Genomic DNA, 17,242 nt, shown 5'->3' on the forward strand with positions numbered 1-17,242 from the left:
TGGCCTGCTTTCGCTTCACACGAAGTACACGCCAGTGAGGCCAGTTTCTCGGCGCTAGGCGGTGCTTGCGGCGCGCGCGTTGCGCCGGTGGTCCGCGTCGTTCTACGGAACGCATAGTGCGCAAGCCCAGGCCGGTTTTCACGGGTGAGGAATCCGCGATGCCTCGCAAAGAAATCATGGACATCCTGAGCCGGCGCGAAGATCCGTTCCGCGTAACGAAGCGTGAGCTCAGCCACGCCAAAGCCACGCCCGGAACGAAGAAAGAACTCGCTGCGGCATGCGCGGAACGCGACGCGGAACCGTAGAGGGACCAGCCGAACATGACCACGATCATTGTCATTCTTGGCGGCGTGGGACTGTTCTTGCTCGGCATGTCTGTCATGACCGACGGACTGAAAGCACTGGCGGGATCCGCTTTACGCACCGTACTTGGCAAGGCGGCATCCACGCCACTCTCGGGTGCATTCTGGGGCGCCATCATCACCCTGCTCGTGCAGTCGTCGAGCGCCGTAACGATGACCACGATTGGTTTGGTCAGCGCTGAACTGCTGACGTTTCCGCAAGGCCTCGGTCTGGTGTTTGGCGCGAACGTGGGCACGACGGGTACAGGCTGGCTGGTCGCGCTGATTGGCGTAAGCGTCTCGCTATCGTCCTATGCGCTGCTGCTCATTTTCATTGGCGCGTTGGCCAGGTTGCTGGCGGGCGGCAGAATCGCCGCGTCGGGCAGTGCGCTGGCGGGCTTTGCGCTCGTGCTCTACGGACTGACGACGCTGCAGCAGGGCATGGGTGGCCTTGCGCAGAGCTTGCACCCTTCCGATTTGCCTGCTGTGCTTGGCGCGCCAGGCGTCGGCTGGGCCTCCGGTTCAGTCGGCCTTATCACCCTGATCGCGGTCGGCATTGCCATGACGGCGGTGATGCAGTCATCGACCGCCGCCATTGCCGTCACCATCTCGGCGTTCTTTGCCGGGGCGGTGAGTCTGGAGCAAGGGGCGGCCTTGATCATCGGCCAGAACATCGGCACCGCGACAAGCTCGGCGCTTGCAGCCATTGGCGCCAGTGCGACGGCCAAGCGTCTCGCACTGGCCTATGTGTTGTTCAAGACCTTCGCGGCATTGATCGCCATCGCGGCGTTTCCATTGACGGCGCCACTGATGCGCGGCTGGGCGTCATCGGTGGATGGCGCGACGCTGCTTGCGGCCTATCACACGGCTTACAACGTGGTCGGCGTTGCCGTGCTGCTACCGGCGACCCAGTGGTTTACGCGCGTCGTCGAGCGGTTGCTTCCCTCGAAGGAAACGGCGCTGGAACGGGCACTGGACCCAAGCGCACTGGCCAACCCGGTGATCGCGGTCGAAACCACCCGGCGCGTTGTGGCGGAGGTGCTCAAGACGATCGCCTCCGCCGTCTTGGTCACGCTTTCGGATGGCAACAGGAGCACCGGTCCAGATCTTGCGATGGAGGGCACGACGCTCGAAAAGGCGCGTGATTTCCTTTCTGCGCTGAAAGAACCCCCCGAAACGAAAGAGGAACAGCTGCGCATGACGAGCACCCTGCACGCGCTCGATCACGCGTCGCGGCTGGTGGAGCTTATCCAGAAGAATGGATTTTCGTCCGGCGCGCCGCTTGATCCGCACGCAGCCGCGCTCTGCGAGCAAGCCATGCGGGCGGCGCAGTCGATTGACGGTTCCATTGCCGCGGAGTCCGCGCTCAGCATGCGCGCGCCATCGATAGGCTGGTTCGTTTCGGCCGGAGATCGCGCGTCGCTGGACGAGATGGAACGCGTAACGAAAGACCTCGATGCCATGCAGCGCGACTACCGTGCTACCACCCTCGCCGCTGTAGCGCCTGGAAGGCTGACGGCGATCGATGCGTTCGCGCGGATCGAAGCGTCGCGTCAACTCCACCTGATCGCACATCACGCATGGCGCGCAACGACACACCTGCTCGGTGAAGGTGGCACGGTGACGGAAGCTGTCACCCGGGAGAGACCACCTTGATGTCCGCCGAGGCAACGACTTCACGTGCATCCGCCATCCACCGGCACGCTTTTCTTTCATCCTTTCTCTGGAGCACCCCATGGAAATCAGCCGTAACGGCTCGCAGCCCTCTGTCACGGGGTCTCCCGACTATTTCACCGGCCACGTGCGCATCGACATGGCGTTTCAGCGTGCCGGCAGTTCGCGCGTGGGCGGCGGCATTGTGACGTTCGAGCCCGGCGCACGCAGCGCGTGGCATACGCATCCGCTGGGGCAGACGCTTATCGTCACCGCCGGAAAAGGTTGGACGCAATGCGAAGGTGGGCCCATCGTGGAGATCAACGCGGGGGACATCATCTGGTGCCCGCCGGGTCACAAGCACTGGCATGGCGCAACGCCTACGATATCGATGACGCACATCGCCATCCAGGAAGCACTCAATGGCAAGGCGGTGGAGTGGCTCAACAAGGTGTCTGACGAGGAGTATCTGGTGGGGCCACCGGCTTAAGCGACTTCACGACATTTCTCGCTTCACTTCCCGACGCACGTTCTTCTATTCCTCACCGTCATCCCCTGAGGATGACGGTGAGCTCTCAACGAGACTGAGAGACGCGCTTGAGTGGACGCCGACCCTGTCTATCGCGACAAATCACAGATCCAGTTCACCTCCCAATGTTTACCGCCATCGGGCGAGAACGCCTGCTCCATGTGCGCCGCCTTGGGCGATACGTTGAGCCACATCCAGCGAACCAGTATCACGCGGCCCTTCCACGTCTGGTGGTTGTAGAACTCGCCCTGCTTGCCGTGGAATTCGCCCACCACCGGCGCGTCGAGTTCGCCTTTATCCAGGTCCAGACCGTAGATGCTCCACTGGTGCGTGTCGGGGTTGTACATCCGCAAGGTCTGCGCCTTGATATGCAGCTTCTTGTCAGGACTGGTGACGTCGAACTGCTCAAAGTTGGCGTTGGTGTCGAGTAGTTTGTGGTGATTGGAGATGCCGTCGTACACATCCCAGGCCTTCGAGTTGTTGAGACGATCGGGCAGGCGGCGCACATGGGCTTTCCAGTCGCCAATCAGGAAATCGAAATCGTGGGAGCCGTCGCGCTGAGGCGCGGCAAAAACCGCTGTGGGATCTAGCGCGGCGTCGGCGGCATTCGCATCCGGCGCTGCGCCGGCCAGCGATGCGGCCACGATCCATAAAGGTAAAACGAACATCGATGTCGCCAATGACTTGGTAAACACGCTGACCTCCTTTTGAGTTCAAGCTGTGGATTCACGCTGTTACCGCGCGCGGGTGTTGCGTGGTTCTTTCCGCATCAAGGCAACGCTGTACTGACAGCGGGATACGTGGCAGCGCATCGATATTGAATTGCGGCTGGGTGCGCGAGCGGAGAAATGCGCGGACATCAACGATCCGCCGGACATCCGTGGCGCGCAGTAGCCCGGCGAACTCGTCGAGGCTGCGATTGGAATGGCCGATGGTGAAGAACGGAGTCATCATCGGCAGCCTTACGGTGGCATGTGTTGAAGCGCCCGCCCCTTGTGCGCGGCCACATGGTCGGTCTTGTCGCTTTTGATCTCATACTGCGGATCGTCGGCCGACGCATGGTGCGTATAGCCCTTGTAGTCAAAGTCTTCGGTGTGGACGGCGATAATGGTCCCGGTGACCCAACCGGCTTCGGAGTTCCAGCGCACGTGGTCACCCACTTTGAATGGTCGGGTCATCGTATGACTCCCACAAACATGCGTACCGGATTTGCGGCATCCAGGCCTCACCCGTGGCCTGGCCAACTCTAGCCTCGGGCGCCCGAAAGCTTTAGTGGCTATTCGGAGAGGTTAGCCTTCACAGGCAAATGGCCATATAGCCAATGCCCGCCATCTGGATGGCCAACTGGTTACTCCCCTGCGCCACCCACTGCTGCCAGCCGCTGGCAGCAGTGGTGGTGGAGAAACGGCCTGGCGGGTAGGTTTCGCCCGAATCTGCTGGCATCATGCGCCCATTGCCCTTCCCCGGCGGCTGCACTCATGTCATCAGGCTCTTCCGTCGCCCGCATTTCGCTGGCGGTCGGCGCGTTGTTGATCAGCATGGTTTCGTACCAATGTGGCGCGTCACTGGCCAAACACCTGTTCCCACTGGTCGGCGCACAGGGCGCGACCGCGTACCGTCTTGGCCTTAGCGCGCTCATGCTGTTGTTGTGGCGGCGCCCGTGGCGCCGTCTGGGCACAGGGCGCGACTGGCGCGTGTTGTGGGGTTACGGTCTCGCGATGGGCGCGATGAACCTGGTGTTCTACATGTCGCTGCGCACGATCCCCCTGGGCATCGCGGTGGCATTGGAATTTACCGGGCCGCTGACGCTGGCGATGTTCAGCTCTCGCCGGCTGCTCGACTTTGTCTGGATTGCGCTCGTGATCGCCGGGCTTGCGCTGTTGCTACCGTTGCGCGGGCAGATGCAGGCACTCGACCCGGTGGGCGTGATGTATGCGTTGGCCGCGGGCGTGGGCTGGGCGCTGTACATCGTGCTTGGGAAAAAAGCCGGTGCGGCCTACGGCGGCGATGCGGTCACGCTGGGAACCTCCATTGGTGCGCTATTGGCGATTCCATTCGGCATCGCGCACGCCGGCAGCGCACTGTTGTCGCCCACGCTGATGCCGTACGCGCTTGGCGTGGCCTTGCTCAGCTCCGCCCTGCCTTATTCGCTGGAGATGATGGCGCTGACGCGGTTGCCTGCGCGTACCTTCAGCACCTTGCTGAGTCTGGAGCCTGCGGTGGCCGCCATGGCGGGCGTGGCCTTGCTGGGCGAACAGCTCAGCGCGCTGCAGTGGCTGGCGATTGGGGCGATCATCGTGGCATCGGCCGGTACGGCATTGAGCGTGCAGCGCCCCACGCTAACGGAGCCGCTGCCGAACTGAGCGCTGTCAGCATCGCCTACGGCTGGGGTTCAATCTCAGGCTGCGGCAATGGCAGTTCGCCATCGATCTCTGCGCCGATGGCCCGCGCGAACTTTTCAATCGTCTGCACGATGGCAGGGCCGAGTTGCCGGGGCTGTGGATCGAGCGCGCACAAGGTTCCGAAGAACTGGCCATCCCTGCGAAAGATCGGCACGGAGATATAACTCTCGAAGCCGTACAGCGCCGGCGTACGGTGCCGCGAAAACACCGGATGCTGGCTGGCGTTGTTGAACATCACCGGCCGGCCATGCTGCCGAATTTCGTTGCAGATGGTGGTTTCCAGCGCAAGGTCCTGTCCCGCCTGCAGTCCGAAATCGATGGCGTCGTACACCGCGCATGCCGTCCAGCGCGTGTCGGACACTCTGGCAACGGCCGCGATGCGCATGCCCGTCTCCCGCGCTACGGCCTCCAGCATCGCGTTCATGCCGGGCATCCGCGCCACGAGATCGAGATCATGCTGGGCGGCAGCGGTCTCCGTGACCGATCGGGCCAGAATGTCTTCGGAGGCGACCCGGTCCATGACGCGCCGCTGCAGCCCGACACGCGATACCCGGTTCACAAAGCTGCGCACGTCGGCGGTCAGGTTCCGCAGTATGCCGGCGGGCCCGATCACCACCAGGCACTGCGCATCCATCTGCACGTCCACCAGCTGATGCTGCTGTTTGAAGTGATGCACTTCCGAGCAGAAGGCTTCGATCCAATAGTTATCGGGGTGGACGCTCAGGAAAGCGACCATGACCGGTTCGTCGCCGTCGCGCCCCCGTGCCGATGGCGACGGCATATCGAACCCCATGACCGATGGCGGCCACGCGTAGTCAGGTGACGGATTTTGCGAGGACATCGTTCCGTGGCTCCCCTCAGGGATGCTCTGATTAATTCCACGTACCCGTCACCGCACGGTATGCGCGCAACGCACAGCACCGTCGGCGAAGGCAGGCTGGCTGCCTGTCGAGACGGCGGGGCGAAGCGTTGCGCGCATACCGTGCGGCCCCAACGTTTTGAATTTAACTGCCGGGGTGACGTCCGGAAGGCCCGCAGAGCGTACCGCGCGGCTTGAACAGACCGCCAGTCTGTCCTGCGCCACGCGGTACGCTCTGCGGGCCTTCTGGACGTCATGCCGGGTACGTGGAATTAATCAGAGCATCCCTCACCCCTGCTCGCCCGCAGTATGCTCGAAATCGGCCAGCGGCATAGGGTGCAGAACGGAAGGGGGCGGCGTGCCCGCTACAACATCGCCGCCCGCATGGGCTCGGCGATGCCCAGGGTACGGCAGACGGTGACGCAGCTCTCCCAACCGCCGGCGTCGAGCGCATCCGCCACCAGCTGGCGCGCCGCGTGCTCCGGCCGTTGCGGCAGCTGCAGCCATGACTGCACGACGGTATCGACGGCAATCTGGTCCACTCGCGGCACGCTGGGCAGGCCGCCGATGACGTTGACCGCGCTGCCGGTGGCACTGCGCGGGGTCCACATGGACGGCCACCGGTTGCCGAACAGCACTACCAATGGACAACCCACGGCAGCCGCCAGGTGCGCAGGTCCGGTGTCGACCGACACCATGCTGTGCGCTATCTGCATCAATGCCCGCAGCAATCCCAGCGGCAAGCCGCGGGAAGGCACGATGACCCGCACGTGCCCGGCCGCCGCGCCAATGGCTGAGAGATAGGGCGCTTCCTCCGCCGAGCCACAGAGCAGCACGCTGGCGTCGGGCATCTTGGCGGTTATCGCACGAGCGAGTGCTGCCCAGCGCTCCACCGGCCACGATTTGTCATCGTCTTCCGCACGACGCACGCCATTCCAGCGCATCGTGCGTTTGTTGGCGGGCTGCAGCAGTACCAGGGGCCGGCCAGCCAGCCCGTGTTCGGCCAGCCAGGCCTGTGCCATACGTTGTTCATCCAACGTGGGTTCAAGCCGCGGTGATGCAGAAAGCCCGGTGGCGCCGGGCACGTGATAGAAGGCCGCCGGCGTTTCGTCGGCAAAACGCATCAACCAGTCGGCCCAGTGCTCTTCCGGCCGCAGCGGCGTGTCTTCGATGAATACGCAATGCTGCGGGGCGATGTCCGCCAGCGCCAGCATCGGGCGTACTTTGGTGCGTGTGCGAACATCCGGTTCGCAGATATAGAACGGCGATCCGCGCAGCGAACGCAGTGACAGCGCCACGCGCAGCCGTTGCGGGTTCAACCATAGCGAGCCGTACTGGCTGTCGAAGTGCCTGACCTCAAGCACGTCGTCGCTTTGCTCGTACAGCGTGCGGGAACTGTCACCCAGCGACACCAGACGGCATGCGCCGCCATAACGGCGACGCAGCTTGTGCAGCAGAGGCTGCAGAAGGATGGTGTCGCCCAGACGCCCAAAACGAATGACGACAGGATGGATAGGAACGCGCTGATTCATGCACGATGCGAACAGTGTCGGAACAATCCCGATCCCGCAGATGGCCCGCCCCCTGGCAGCACGACCTGCAAGCAGGGGTCATCATTCACTATTCACATCGAAATGAGTTGCGGCGGCGGCGCAAGTTGCCGCGAGGGGTTCTTGCGCCCAAAACCACCATAAAACGCTGAATCGGATCAGGAAATTACGTCAGCGCGTGACGTCCTGATCGCTGGGCGTCACCCCGGTGGGCTGTTGGCGCTCGCTTGCCGGCACCGGCTCGGCATCGGCCTGATACAGCTGATCGAGGTCGGCCAGCGCCTCACGCGTCGTTTGCACGATACGGGCGTCGTCGTCGTAGACCAGGTATTGGCGCTTGAGCAGTTCAGCGTCCTGGCGACGGAATCGCTCCACGCGGTCGGCCGCCAGCTCAGGGGAAAGGCCGAGCGCCTCCAGCGTCTGGCGCGTCATCTTGAGGCTGGAGTACAGCGTTTCGCGCACGGGCACTTCCACACCCAGATCCATCAGGCGCCATGCGTGCTGCCGGTTGCGGGCGCGCGCAATGACCTTCACCGTCGGATACATGCGGCGCACGACACGTGCCGTGCGCAGGCTTGCTTCCGGATCGTCCATGGCCAGCACGAAGACTTCCGCCTTGTCCGCTTGCGCGGCGCGAAGCATCTCTGGCCGCGCCGGATCGCCATAGAACAGTTCGCTCCAGTTGCCAAAGCGCTGCACCAGGTCGATCTGCTCCACCGAATGGTCGAGCGCGACAAACGGGATGCCCTGCGCGCGCAGCACGCGCGCCACGATCTGCCCCATGCGACCGTAGCCGGCAATGATCACGCGCGGCGCATCGGTATCGATGGTGTCGTACTCGCGCGTCTTGGCGGGTTTGGCACCATACAGACGGCCGAACAACGTCACCATCAGCGGCGTCAGCGCCATCGACAACGTAATGGCGAGCACCTGCAGGGCATGCTGCTCATTCGTGATGAGGCTTTGCTCTCTCGCGAGCTTCAACACCACAAAGGCGAATTCGCCACCGCATGCCAGCAGTACGGCGAGACGCATCGAATCACGACCGTCCAGTCTGCCCACCACACGCCCCAGTGGCCACAGCAGAGCACCCTTGACCAGCAGCAGACCGACCACCATCCCTGCCACCGCCAAGGGCCGCTGCACCGACAGCATGATGTCCATCGACATGCCAACGCTGATGAAGAACAGACCCAGCAACAAGCCCTTGAACGGCTCCAGATGCGATTCGAGTTCGTGCCGGTATTCGGAATCCGCCAGCAGTACGCCCGCGAGGAACGCGCCCAGCGTGGACGACACGCCGACCAGCTCCATCAACCACGCGGTGCCCATCACTACCAGCAGCGCGGTGGCCGTGGACACTTCCACCGTGTCGGCCTTGGCCACGAAGCGGAAGATCGGGCGCAGCAGATAACGGCCACCCACCATCACCGCGACGATGGCGCCCACCGTGCGCAACACCGCGTAGACATCAAAACCATGTTTGCTCGACGCGGTGGCCAACAGCGGCACGGCGGCAATCAGCGGGATCGCGGCGAGATCCTGAAACAACAGGATGGCGAACGCCTGCCGGCCATACGGCGAGCCGGCCTCTTTGCGCTCAGCGAGAATCTGCAGGCCAAAGGCGGTGGACGACAGCGCAAGGCTGCCGCCAACGATGGCCGCCGCGTTCATGGACAGTCCGAACAGGTAGTACGCCGCAGCGCCGATGACCACGCTGGTGCCAAGCACCTGCAGCAAGCCGGTGCCGAACACCTGGCGCCGCATCACCCACAGTCGCTGGGGCGACAGCTCCAGGCCGATCACGAACAGCATCAGCACCACGCCGAACTCGGAGATGGTCGTGACACCCGACGTATCCGAAATCAGACCCAGTTCCTGCGGGCCAATGATGATGCCCGCCAGCAGATAGCCCAGTACGGAGCCCAGCCGGAAGCGCTTGGTCAGCGGCACTGCGATCACCGCGGCCAACAGGAATACCAGCGCTGTCTCCAGAAAATGGTGACTATCCACTCGCACACTCCATGAGATAAGAGCTTGTCCATGCCAAGCCCGTCGGATTATTTCACGCGCGGGCGGTGTTGATGTGACGCTTCAGGCAACGCTGTGACACAGCGCCAATCTCTGCCACGTCAGGCCGCCAGCGGCAGCTCCTGCCATTGCTGCGCGAGGATGGTCGCAAGACGCGCCACCGCCGGTGATGGCTCGGCCTCGGCGCGATGCAGGCAAAGCGCCAGCTCGCCCAGCGTCGGCAAACTCATCTCGTGAGGCGCCAGCGCACGCACCGTCGGCGGCAATCCGAATGGCGTGCGCAGCGAGACGCCCAAGCCCGCCGCCACGGCGGCCCAGATGCCGGCGAGGCTCGCGCTGGTGAAGGCAATGCGCCAGGGTATGTTGGCGCGATCGAGCGTCGTGATGGCCGCCGTGCGCATCAGGCAGGGTGCCTCGAGCATCACCAGTGGCAAGGGCTCGCCATCATCGCGAGGCCACAGCGTTTCAGTGGCGGCGCTGCCGATCCAGCGCATCGGCAAACTACCCATGAGTTGGGCATGCGGCGTGGTGACACCCGCGTCCCATGCCAGCGCCAGATCGAGCTGACCGGAAGAAACGCGGTCGAGCAGTTCGACATTGCGTGCGATGCGCACTTCTACACGCACGCGCGGATGGGCGCGCGCAAAACGGCCCAGCACATCGGTGAGCAGGCTTTCGCCGAAGTCCTCTTGCAGCCCCAGGCGCACCCGGCCCTCCAGCTCCGTGCCACGTAGCGCGGAAGCGGCCTCATCATTGAGCTCCAGCAACCGGCGCGCGTAGGCCAGCATGGTTTCACCGGCTTCGGTAAGCGCCATGCCGCGCCCCGCTTTGCGCAACACCGGCGTGCCGGTTTGCTCCTCCAGCTTCTTCAGCTGGGCGCTGATGGCAGAGGTTGAACGCCCGAGGCGATCGGCGGCGCGGGCAAAACTGCCCAGTTCCACGCCGGTGACGAAGCTGCGCAGGACATCCAGATCGAACGTGACACGCCGCATAGATAATCCCGAATATCTGTAAAGAACCCTGGGTTTATCCCAATTTTTCATAGTGTACGGCCAAACCGGCGCAGGCGTTCAAGCGCCGCGAGTCACCCATAGCGGGTTCCGCCCGATCAGCGGTGGGTCGATGCAGCCTGCTCGCCGGAAAGAAAGTACTGGGAGTACGCCACGCTGGCCGCCGGGTGCAGCACATAGAACCCGATGGCCGCATAGAGAGCCAGCAAGACAACGATGATCAGCGCGTAGAAGCGGCTCACACGACCCATGCTTTCACCGCCATCCAGGCCATATACATATAGGCAAGCCCCATCAGGAAAATGGGCATGAGCGCGTACGCCAGCGGACGCCGGCTGACGACCCGCGCCAGTACGAGCAGGATCGGCGCCTGCCACCAGATGTAGCGCGGCATCGACTGCAACCCCGTTGCCAGCGGAATCAGAGTGCAGAACAAGGAGAACACGCCGAGCGTCAGGTAGCCGGTGAACATCAGATAGAGCGCGATGAGCACCGCCGTCAGCGACATCAACGCCCAGATCAGATGGATATTTCCGCGCTGAAATCCCTCGGCCATCACCGACAGCGGATTGCCCATGGGCGGCCGCCCCCAGGCCTTTTGTACGTGCACGAACGCCAGCGCATCCCCCGTCACCTGGTACAGGTGCAGCATGAACAGCGCCAGGCCCAGCGGAATCAGCAGACCGCCCAGCACCATCTCCAGCTGCTTATCTCGCGGCGCCGACCAAAAAAGTTGCACCACCACGACGGCGTACGGCAGCGCGACGAGTATCCCGGGGACACGGGTGGCCGATAGCGCGGCCCCTACCAGTCCGCAGCCGAGATAGTTGCGCTCCTTGAGAAAAATGAAAAACACGCAAGTGAGCAGCAGAAACAGTGGCTCGGTGTAACCGGTATTCCCATAGATGGCGTACGGGCTGAGTGCGGCCACCATGCCCGCGCACAACGGCGGCACTTGTTCGGCATAGCGCGTCGCGAATTCGATGAAGGCGTAGATGGAGAGAATGAAAAACAGCTTTCCCAGCAACACCGACGCCAACGGGACCGACAGGGTCGTGACGGTTTTCGCCCCCAGCACGAGCATGGGGAACAGCGGAAAGAACGCCCAGTTGGCCTGATGCTTCACCGCGTCTGCATTGAGCGAATAGCCGTATTCGGAAATACCGGCGTACCACTTGCAGTCCCAGTAGCAGGTATCCAGCGCATGATGGTGGCGGAGCACTGCAATAAGCAGCTCCACGAGTTGATGCGCGGCGAAGAGGCCTAACGACAGCCATAGGAAGTACAGGCGCGTCTGGCGCCTTGCGCTTCCTGTATCAGACAACATAACGGTGCACCCTCAACGATCCCCCGCAGGCATCATAACGGCTGACAGACGGGCGGACGTGCCGCTCCCGCCGCCGCCCGCGATGGGTTCAGGCCAGGAAAAGGGCATTGTCCCGATTTTTGGAAGCGACGGTCAAAAATTTCCCGATTTTTCGGATCACCCCGCCGCGTTATCTTGGTGATGTCCCAGGCAACTGGATGGACTTACCGCCATGATCGCCATGCAGTACAGCTTTACCCTGCCCGCCGACTACGACATGGCGATCATTCGCCAGCGCATCGCCGACAAGGGCCACCTGCTCGATCACTTTGACGGCCTGTTGCTGAAGGCGTACCTGCAAGCCAGCCGCGGCGCCCGCTCCAGCGAGAATCTTTACGCACCCTTTTACGTGTGGCGCGACAGCGCCGCGATGCAGCGTTTTCTGGGCAGCCCCAGTTTTGCTGCCCTCACCCAGGCCTTTGGCTGGCCGGCCATCCGCTGCTGGCCGGTGTGGGACGCTCATCTTCCGCCGGAGGCACGGCAGGCGCGTTTTGCGTCGCGGGACGTCGCCGGCATTGCTCCCTACAGCGCGCTCGACACGCTGCGGCTCCATGAGCACGCCGCGTTGCAGCGCGATATCGAACGCGGCGCGGCAGGCGCCGTCAATGCTTTCGAGCCGACCACCTGGACGCGCGTGAGCTTCCGGTTGTGGAACGAAGTGCCCGCCACGCAGGCCAACGACCCGGGCCAGTGGTACGAGGTCGGCCACATTTCGCAACCCTGATCCCCAGGAGTATCCCCATGCCTCTCGTTCGTGTCTCGCTTCGCCGCGGCAAGTCCCCGCAGCACATCGCCGCCATTCGCAACAGCATCTATCGCGCAATGATCGAATCCTTCAACGTGCCAGAGAACGACCGCTTCATTCTCGTGCACCAGCACGATGCGGAAGAGTTCGACTGCGACCCGAACTATCTGGATATCGCGCGCACCGACGACCTGGTGATCATCCAGATTGCCTGCAACAACACGCGCACGGTCGAGCAGAAGAAAGCGTTTTACCAGCGCACGGTGGAGTTGCTCGCCGCCGAACCGGGTCTGCGCCAGGAGGACGTCATGATCAACCTGCTGGAAACGGCCAAGGAGAACTGGTCGTTTGGGAATGGCGTGGCGCAGTACGCCTAGAGTCAGGCTTCCGTCTTCACCAGCAGCCGCCGCGGGCCGGCGCCTTCCCGCGCCAGCTTGTCGTACGGGTTGCGCAGCCGGCAACGATCGATCGACAGGCAACCGCAGCCGATGCAATCGTCGAGCGTGTCGCGCAGCTTCTTGAGCTGTGCCATGCGCTCGTCGAGCTCGGCACGCCACGCGGCAGACAGCCGGGACCAATCCTCTCTGCTCGGCGCCACCGTCGCCGGAAGGGCGGACAGCGCCGCCGCGATATCCGCGAGGGAAATGCCCACGCGTTGCGCCACGCGGATAAACGACACCCGCCGCAACACCGCGCGCGCATACCGGCGCTGATTACCCGCCGTACGCTCGCTGCTGATCAACCCTTTCGTTTCGTAGAAATGCAGCGTAGACACCGCCACGCCACTGCGCTGCGCCACTTCGCCCACGCTCAACGTCGCCGGCAGGCCGGCCGGTCCGGTGAGTTTGTTCATCGGCCACCTCTTGACCTGAAGTTTACTTGAGGTCTTAGAGTGCCAGACACCTTTCCTGGAGTCTGCCTCATGACCCAAGCAGTGACCTTTGCTCGCACCGCACCGGTGTATCGCATCGACCGCTTCAACGTGCCCTCCCACGCGTTGTCCGATTTCATGGAGCGGCTTCACCTTACCCAGCGACTGCTGGACAAACAGCCCGGATGCCGACAGAACCTTGTGCTCACCCAGCCCGACCTGGCCGGCGAGTTCAATGTGATCACGGTGGTGGAATGGAGCGACGAGGCGTCGCTCGCGGCGGCCAAGACGATGATGCAGCAGCGCTATGCAGAGGAGCGATTCGATCCGGCAGCCTTCATGCATCGTCTGGGCGTGCAGGCGGATCTGGGGGTTTATCGCAACACGTGATGTGGGGGTTCGCTCTGCTCCTGCGGTAGAGGGGGCGAATGCGCGATGCTTATTCCGCGTGCAGCCAGCGTGGCATGCGTGTATCGCGCGGCCACCCCGGATTTCCGCTGCGCTTCAATCGGGCTACGTACTATTAGACGGCACCGCTAGATTGACCCCTCACCCCAACCCTCTCCCCGGAGGGGAGAGGGAGAAGTGGGGTGCCTCGCGACGCACACAGTGCAAGTCAAGAGGAAGCGCAGCGACGTTCCGCTTTAAGCCCTCTCCGCATCGGCGCGTTGCGAAGCGCATGGAAGTACCCGCTGTGTCCCACAGGGACTAGCTTCGCGTCGTAGCGGCGAAGGTTGCCAAGTAACAACGCGCCTCGCGCGCTCGGGCTTATCCCTGCGCAATGCTGCCAGCTCTTAAGGCCATTTTCTTTGGGTTACTTTTCTTTTGGGCCAGCAAAAGAAAAGTGACTCGGCCTCCGGCAGGAGGTCGAAACGCCCGCTGCGTAGGCGGCACGCTGGCGGGAACCCTACGTTCAGAGCCAAGAGCAAAGTCACTGGATCCCAGCCTTCGCTGGGATGACGGTGAGGGGAACAATCGCTGCCGCGAGCACCCGCCCCTCAACCCAACCCTCTCCTCGTTCCTCAGAGCCGCGGCCATCCATGGCCGCTCCCCGCGTGCCCCGAAGGGGAGAGGGAGAAGGCGCGTGCGGCTTATTCGCCGCGCAACCAGCGCGCAGCGTCCACCGCGAAATAAGTCAGGATGGCATCCGCCCCTGCCCGCTTGAATGCGGTCAGCGACTCCAGCACCACGGCCTTCTCATCCAGCCAACCATTCTGCGCGGCAGCCTTGAGCATCGCGTACTCGCCGCTCACCTGATACACGAACGTCGGCATGCCGAAGGTATCTTTCACGCGGCGCAGCACGTCGAGGTAAGGCATGCCCGGCTTCACCATCACCACGTCGGCGCCTTCGTGGATATCCAGCTCGATCTCGCGCAACGCTTCGTCGCTGTTGCCCACGTCCATCTGGTAGGTGTGCTTGTTGCCTTTGCCCAGATTGGCGGCCGAACCCACCGCATCGCGGAACGGACCATAGAACGCCGACGCGTACTTGGCCGAGTAGGCGAGGATACGCGTGTGGATATGGCCAGCGGCTTCCAGTGCTTCGCGAATGGCGCCGATGCGGCCATCCATCATGTCCGATGGCGCCACGAAATCCATGCCCGCTTCGGCCTGCGCCACCGACATCTTTACCAGCGCTTCAATGGTCGGCTCGTTCATCACGTAGCCGTCGTCGTCGATCAGGCCGTCCTGGCCGTGCGTGGTGTACGGGTCCAGTGCCACGTCGCCAATCAACCCCAGATCGGGATACGCCGCCTTGAGCGCACGCGTGGCGCGCTGCATGAGGGCCTGCGGGTTCCACGCTTCGCGTGCGTCTTCGGTCTTCACCGCCGCACCCGGCGAGGGGAACAGTGCCAGCGCGGGAATGCCCAGGCGCACGCATTCGCCGGCAAGCTTCAGCAGTTCGTCGATGGACAGACGGTCCACGCCAGGCATGGACGGCACCGGCTCACGCTGGCCTTCGCCCTCGATCACGAAGGCCACCATGATCAAGTCGCTGGAAAGCAACGTGTGCTCACGCATCAGCGCGCGGGAGAAGGCATCGCGGCGCATACGGCGCATGCGAACGGCGGGGTAGCTCATGAGCAGACTCTCGGGCAAGACATTTGCCTAGTTTAGCGCCTCACGCCCAAACCGCCTGTCAGGCAGGTTGACGCGGACGGTGAGACAGACAGACCGCACCATGAACGAGTCATCTTGCGAACACCCCGCTGACACGTTGACCAGTGCAGTCTGTCCCCCGCTTTGACCACTCAGGAGTCCGATCCATGAGCACGCCAGCCGCCCGGCATCATCACTGGCCCTTGGCCGCCGAAGCCCGTTATCTGGGCCCGCACGAAGGTACGGAACCGATCGACGTCACGGTCGTGCTGCGCCGGCGCGGCGACCGCCCTGCAGCCGCGTCCTGGCCGCATCAGCCCGCCCAAAAGCGCGAGTCGTTCGACACGCAGTGGGGCGCCGACCCGGCGGATGCGGACAGCGTGCGCAGTTTCGCCAGCGCGCATGGCCTTACTGAAACCGGCGCCGCGCTTCATCGCCGCGCGTTGCACTTTCGTGGCACGCCGCAAGCGCTAGAGAAGGCCTTTGGTGTGCAACTGGGGCGCTACCAGTTCGACGATGGCGGCCCGGAGATGATGGGTTGTCATCAGGCGGCCACCTTGCCGGCCGAGCTGTCATCGAAAGTGATCGCGGTGCTTGGCCTGGACAAGCGCCCCGTGGCCCGGCCCCATTTTCGCCGCCCGGCAGCCACGCCCAGCGTGACGTACACGCCGGTGCAACTCGGCCAGCTCTATGGCTTTCCCGACAGCCTCGATGGCACCGGGCAAACCGTGGCGGTGATCGAACTGGGCGGTGGCTTCACCCAGAGTGATTTTACGAAGTACATCCAGTCGCTCGGCATCAGCAAGGTACCTACGGTCAACGTGGTATCCGTGGCCGGCGGCACCAGCCAGACCGGCAGCGATGCGGATGGCGAAGTGATGCTGGACGTGGAAGTGATCGGCGCGCTCGCACCCGGCGCGACGCTTGCGGTGTACTTCGCGCCGAACACCGATCAAGGGTTTTACGAAGCCATCTCGCAAGCCGCGCATGACGCCACCAACCACCCTTCCGTCCTATCCATCAGCTGGGGCGGGCCGGAAGACAGCTGGAGTGCCGCATCGCTGGCGGCGATGGAATCGGCGATGCAAGATGCGGCCGCCCTGGGCGTCACCATCACCGTCGCCTGCGGCGACAGCGGATTCACCGATGGCGAAAGCGACGGCAAGCCGCACGTCGATTTCCCTGCCTCCAGCCCCATGGTGCTCGCCTGCGGCGGCACCAAATTGATCGCCAGCGCCACCGCGATTACCAGCGAAACAGTGTGGAACGAGCTGGCCAGTAATGAAGGCGCGACCGGCGGCGGCGTCAGCACGCAGTTTGCGCTGCCGGCGTGGCAGCAGTCGTCCAACGTACCCAAGGGCACCAACAACTTTGTGGGACGCGGCACCCCGGACGTGGCGGGCGACGCCGACCCCACCACCGGCTATCAGGTGCTGGTGGATGGCCAGAACGAAGTCATCGGCGGCACCAGCGCTGTGGCGCCGCTATGGGCAGCGTTGATTGCGCGTTTCAACCAGCAGCTGGGACAAAGCCTGGGCGATCCGCATCAGGCGTTCTACAGCATTGGCCAAGCCGCCTTCAACGACATCACCCAGGGCAGCAACGGCAAGTTCAAGGCCGTCAAAGGCTGGGATGCCTGCACCGGCCTGGGCACGCCCAAGGGCCAGACCTTGCTCACCGCGCTTGCCGCCATGAAGAGTGGCACGGGCACCACCAAGAGCTGACGATCACCGGCAAACGGGCACAGGGGCGTGCAAAGCGCCCCTTGAGCCAACCGCAAGGC

20 protein-coding genes are annotated in these 17,242 nt (G+C 63.5%); 8 read left to right on the forward strand and 12 right to left on the reverse strand.

Annotation, left to right across the window (positions count from 1 at the left end):
* The first annotated feature begins 158 nt into the window (after positions 1 to 158).
* The 3 genes from OQE56_RS14230 to OQE56_RS14240 all read left to right on the forward strand — a co-directional run bounded on the left by OQE56_RS14230 (position 159) and on the right by OQE56_RS14240 (position 2,484).
* Positions 159 to 305: a hypothetical protein gene (locus OQE56_RS14230; RefSeq protein WP_267225298.1), complete on the forward strand. Its 147-nt coding sequence runs from the start codon at positions 159 to 161 to the stop codon at positions 303 to 305.
* A gap of 15 nt (positions 306 to 320) precedes the next feature.
* On the forward strand, positions 321 to 1,997 hold the full coding sequence (locus OQE56_RS14235) for a Na/Pi cotransporter family protein (protein WP_267225299.1): 1,677 nt from the start codon (positions 321 to 323) through the stop codon (positions 1,995 to 1,997).
* A 79-nt stretch (positions 1,998 to 2,076) separates the two neighbouring features.
* Positions 2,077 to 2,484: a (R)-mandelonitrile lyase gene (locus OQE56_RS14240; RefSeq protein WP_267225300.1), complete on the forward strand. Its 408-nt coding sequence runs from the start codon at positions 2,077 to 2,079 to the stop codon at positions 2,482 to 2,484.
* A 128-nt stretch (positions 2,485 to 2,612) separates the two neighbouring features.
* Here OQE56_RS14240 and OQE56_RS14245 read toward each other — a convergent pair whose 3' ends face one another.
* From OQE56_RS14245 to OQE56_RS14260, 4 genes are all read right to left on the reverse strand, one after another.
* Positions 2,613 to 3,218, reverse strand: coding sequence for a hypothetical protein (locus OQE56_RS14245; RefSeq protein WP_267225301.1), 606 nt, complete (start codon positions 3,216 to 3,218; stop codon positions 2,613 to 2,615).
* A gap of 31 nt (positions 3,219 to 3,249) precedes the next feature.
* Positions 3,250 to 3,474, reverse strand: a complete 225-nt coding sequence (locus OQE56_RS14250) for a DUF488 family protein (RefSeq protein ID WP_267225302.1) — start codon at positions 3,472 to 3,474, stop codon at positions 3,250 to 3,252.
* A gap of 11 nt (positions 3,475 to 3,485) precedes the next feature.
* Positions 3,486 to 3,701, reverse strand: coding sequence for a hypervirulence associated TUDOR domain-containing protein (locus OQE56_RS14255; protein ID WP_267225303.1), 216 nt, complete (start codon positions 3,699 to 3,701; stop codon positions 3,486 to 3,488).
* A 118-nt stretch (positions 3,702 to 3,819) separates the two neighbouring features.
* Positions 3,820 to 3,969, reverse strand: coding sequence for a hypothetical protein (locus tag OQE56_RS14260; RefSeq protein ID WP_267225304.1), 150 nt, complete (start codon positions 3,967 to 3,969; stop codon positions 3,820 to 3,822).
* 32 nt (positions 3,970 to 4,001) lie between these two features.
* On the opposite strand from OQE56_RS14260, the gene OQE56_RS14265 reads away from it, so the two are divergent.
* A complete protein-coding gene (locus tag OQE56_RS14265; RefSeq protein WP_267225305.1) occupies positions 4,002 to 4,886 on the forward strand; it encodes an EamA family transporter in 885 nt (294 codons plus the stop codon).
* Positions 4,887 to 4,902: 16 nt separating this feature from the next.
* Here the strand turns inward: OQE56_RS14265 and OQE56_RS14270 are convergent, their stop codons facing one another.
* The 6 genes from OQE56_RS14270 to OQE56_RS14295 all read right to left on the reverse strand — a co-directional run bounded on the left by OQE56_RS14270 (position 4,903) and on the right by OQE56_RS14295 (position 11,702).
* Positions 4,903 to 5,766, reverse strand: coding sequence for a GAF domain-containing protein (locus tag OQE56_RS14270; RefSeq protein WP_267225306.1), 864 nt, complete (start codon positions 5,764 to 5,766; stop codon positions 4,903 to 4,905).
* A 383-nt stretch (positions 5,767 to 6,149) separates the two neighbouring features.
* Positions 6,150 to 7,316, reverse strand: coding sequence for a glycosyltransferase family 9 protein (locus OQE56_RS14275; protein WP_267225307.1), 1,167 nt, complete (start codon positions 7,314 to 7,316; stop codon positions 6,150 to 6,152).
* Positions 7,317 to 7,505: 189 nt separating this feature from the next.
* Positions 7,506 to 9,347, reverse strand: a complete 1,842-nt coding sequence (locus OQE56_RS14280) for a monovalent cation:proton antiporter-2 (CPA2) family protein (RefSeq protein ID WP_267225308.1) — start codon at positions 9,345 to 9,347, stop codon at positions 7,506 to 7,508.
* Between the two features lie 119 nt (positions 9,348 to 9,466).
* On the reverse strand, positions 9,467 to 10,357 hold the full coding sequence (locus OQE56_RS14285; RefSeq protein WP_267225309.1) for a LysR substrate-binding domain-containing protein: 891 nt from the start codon (positions 10,355 to 10,357) through the stop codon (positions 9,467 to 9,469).
* 116 nt (positions 10,358 to 10,473) lie between these two features.
* The gene (locus OQE56_RS14290) at positions 10,474 to 10,626 is read right to left on the reverse strand and encodes a hypothetical protein (protein ID WP_267225310.1); all 153 of its coding nucleotides are present in this window, start codon (positions 10,624 to 10,626) and stop codon (positions 10,474 to 10,476) included.
* On the reverse strand, positions 10,614 to 11,702 hold the full coding sequence (locus OQE56_RS14295; RefSeq protein WP_267225311.1) for a hypothetical protein: 1,089 nt from the start codon (positions 11,700 to 11,702) through the stop codon (positions 10,614 to 10,616). Before OQE56_RS14295 ends, OQE56_RS14290 begins: the two co-directional genes overlap by 13 nt.
* A 211-nt stretch (positions 11,703 to 11,913) precedes the next feature.
* On the opposite strand from OQE56_RS14295, the gene OQE56_RS14300 reads away from it, so the two are divergent.
* Positions 11,914 to 12,465 carry a DUF4865 family protein gene (locus tag OQE56_RS14300; protein ID WP_267225312.1) on the forward strand — a complete coding sequence of 184 codons (552 nt, stop codon included), beginning with the start codon at positions 11,914 to 11,916 and terminating at the stop codon, positions 12,463 to 12,465.
* Positions 12,466 to 12,482: 17 nt separating this feature from the next.
* Entirely contained in the window at positions 12,483 to 12,863 is a 381-nt protein-coding gene (locus OQE56_RS14305; RefSeq protein ID WP_267225313.1) for a tautomerase family protein, read from the forward strand.
* Positions 12,864 to 12,865: 2 nt separating this feature from the next.
* Here the strand turns inward: OQE56_RS14305 and soxR are convergent, their stop codons facing one another.
* Positions 12,866 to 13,339, reverse strand: coding sequence for a redox-sensitive transcriptional activator SoxR (soxR, locus tag OQE56_RS14310; RefSeq protein WP_267225314.1), 474 nt, complete (start codon positions 13,337 to 13,339; stop codon positions 12,866 to 12,868).
* A 69-nt stretch (positions 13,340 to 13,408) separates the two neighbouring features.
* On the opposite strand from soxR, the gene OQE56_RS14315 reads away from it, so the two are divergent.
* Positions 13,409 to 13,747 carry an antibiotic biosynthesis monooxygenase family protein gene (locus OQE56_RS14315; protein ID WP_267225315.1) on the forward strand — a complete coding sequence of 113 codons (339 nt, stop codon included), beginning with the start codon at positions 13,409 to 13,411 and terminating at the stop codon, positions 13,745 to 13,747.
* A 701-nt stretch (positions 13,748 to 14,448) separates the two neighbouring features.
* Here the strand turns inward: OQE56_RS14315 and hemB are convergent.
* Positions 14,449 to 15,441 (reverse strand): porphobilinogen synthase, encoded by a 993-nt coding sequence (gene hemB / locus OQE56_RS14320; RefSeq protein ID WP_267225316.1) that lies wholly within the window; start codon positions 15,439 to 15,441, stop codon positions 14,449 to 14,451.
* Positions 15,442 to 15,626: 185 nt separating this feature from the next.
* On the opposite strand from hemB, the gene OQE56_RS14325 reads away from it, so the two are divergent.
* Positions 15,627 to 17,183 (forward strand): S53 family peptidase, encoded by a 1,557-nt coding sequence (locus tag OQE56_RS14325; RefSeq protein WP_267225317.1) that lies wholly within the window; start codon positions 15,627 to 15,629, stop codon positions 17,181 to 17,183.
* Positions 17,184 to 17,242 lie beyond the last annotated feature (59 nt).

It is taken from the genome of Dyella silvae (genome assembly GCF_026421305.1).
Taxonomy (GTDB): domain Bacteria; phylum Pseudomonadota; class Gammaproteobacteria; order Xanthomonadales; family Rhodanobacteraceae; genus Dyella; species Dyella silvae.

Excerpts from the sequence above, each read along its gene's own strand:
- OQE56_RS14240 (WP_267225300.1), top strand. The coding sequence starts at position 2,077 with ATGGAAATCAGCCGTAACGGCTCGCAGCCCTCTGTCACGGGGTCTCCC.
- hemB (WP_267225316.1), bottom strand. The coding sequence starts at position 15,441 with ATGAGCTACCCCGCCGTTCGCATGCGCCGTATGCGCCGCGATGCCTTC.
- OQE56_RS14235 (WP_267225299.1), top strand. The coding sequence starts at position 321 with ATGACCACGATCATTGTCATTCTTGGCGGCGTGGGACTGTTCTTGCTC.
- OQE56_RS14315 (WP_267225315.1), top strand. The coding sequence starts at position 13,409 with ATGACCCAAGCAGTGACCTTTGCTCGCACCGCACCGGTGTATCGCATC.
- OQE56_RS14300 (WP_267225312.1), top strand. The coding sequence starts at position 11,914 with ATGATCGCCATGCAGTACAGCTTTACCCTGCCCGCCGACTACGACATG.
- OQE56_RS14270 (WP_267225306.1), bottom strand. The coding sequence starts at position 5,766 with ATGTCCTCGCAAAATCCGTCACCTGACTACGCGTGGCCGCCATCGGTC.
- OQE56_RS14260 (WP_267225304.1), bottom strand. The coding sequence starts at position 3,969 with ATGATGCCAGCAGATTCGGGCGAAACCTACCCGCCAGGCCGTTTCTCC.
- OQE56_RS14295 (WP_267225311.1), bottom strand. The coding sequence starts at position 11,702 with ATGTTGTCTGATACAGGAAGCGCAAGGCGCCAGACGCGCCTGTACTTC.
- OQE56_RS14230 (WP_267225298.1), top strand. The coding sequence starts at position 159 with ATGCCTCGCAAAGAAATCATGGACATCCTGAGCCGGCGCGAAGATCCG.
- OQE56_RS14325 (WP_267225317.1), top strand. The coding sequence starts at position 15,627 with ATGAGCACGCCAGCCGCCCGGCATCATCACTGGCCCTTGGCCGCCGAA.
- OQE56_RS14285 (WP_267225309.1), bottom strand. The coding sequence starts at position 10,357 with ATGCGGCGTGTCACGTTCGATCTGGATGTCCTGCGCAGCTTCGTCACC.
- OQE56_RS14290 (WP_267225310.1), bottom strand. The coding sequence starts at position 10,626 with ATGGGTCGTGTGAGCCGCTTCTACGCGCTGATCATCGTTGTCTTGCTG.
- soxR (WP_267225314.1), bottom strand. The coding sequence starts at position 13,339 with ATGAACAAACTCACCGGACCGGCCGGCCTGCCGGCGACGTTGAGCGTG.
- OQE56_RS14275 (WP_267225307.1), bottom strand. The coding sequence starts at position 7,316 with ATGAATCAGCGCGTTCCTATCCATCCTGTCGTCATTCGTTTTGGGCGT.
- OQE56_RS14255 (WP_267225303.1), bottom strand. The coding sequence starts at position 3,701 with ATGACCCGACCATTCAAAGTGGGTGACCACGTGCGCTGGAACTCCGAA.
- OQE56_RS14250 (WP_267225302.1), bottom strand. The coding sequence starts at position 3,474 with ATGACTCCGTTCTTCACCATCGGCCATTCCAATCGCAGCCTCGACGAG.
- OQE56_RS14265 (WP_267225305.1), top strand. The coding sequence starts at position 4,002 with ATGTCATCAGGCTCTTCCGTCGCCCGCATTTCGCTGGCGGTCGGCGCG.
- OQE56_RS14305 (WP_267225313.1), top strand. The coding sequence starts at position 12,483 with ATGCCTCTCGTTCGTGTCTCGCTTCGCCGCGGCAAGTCCCCGCAGCAC.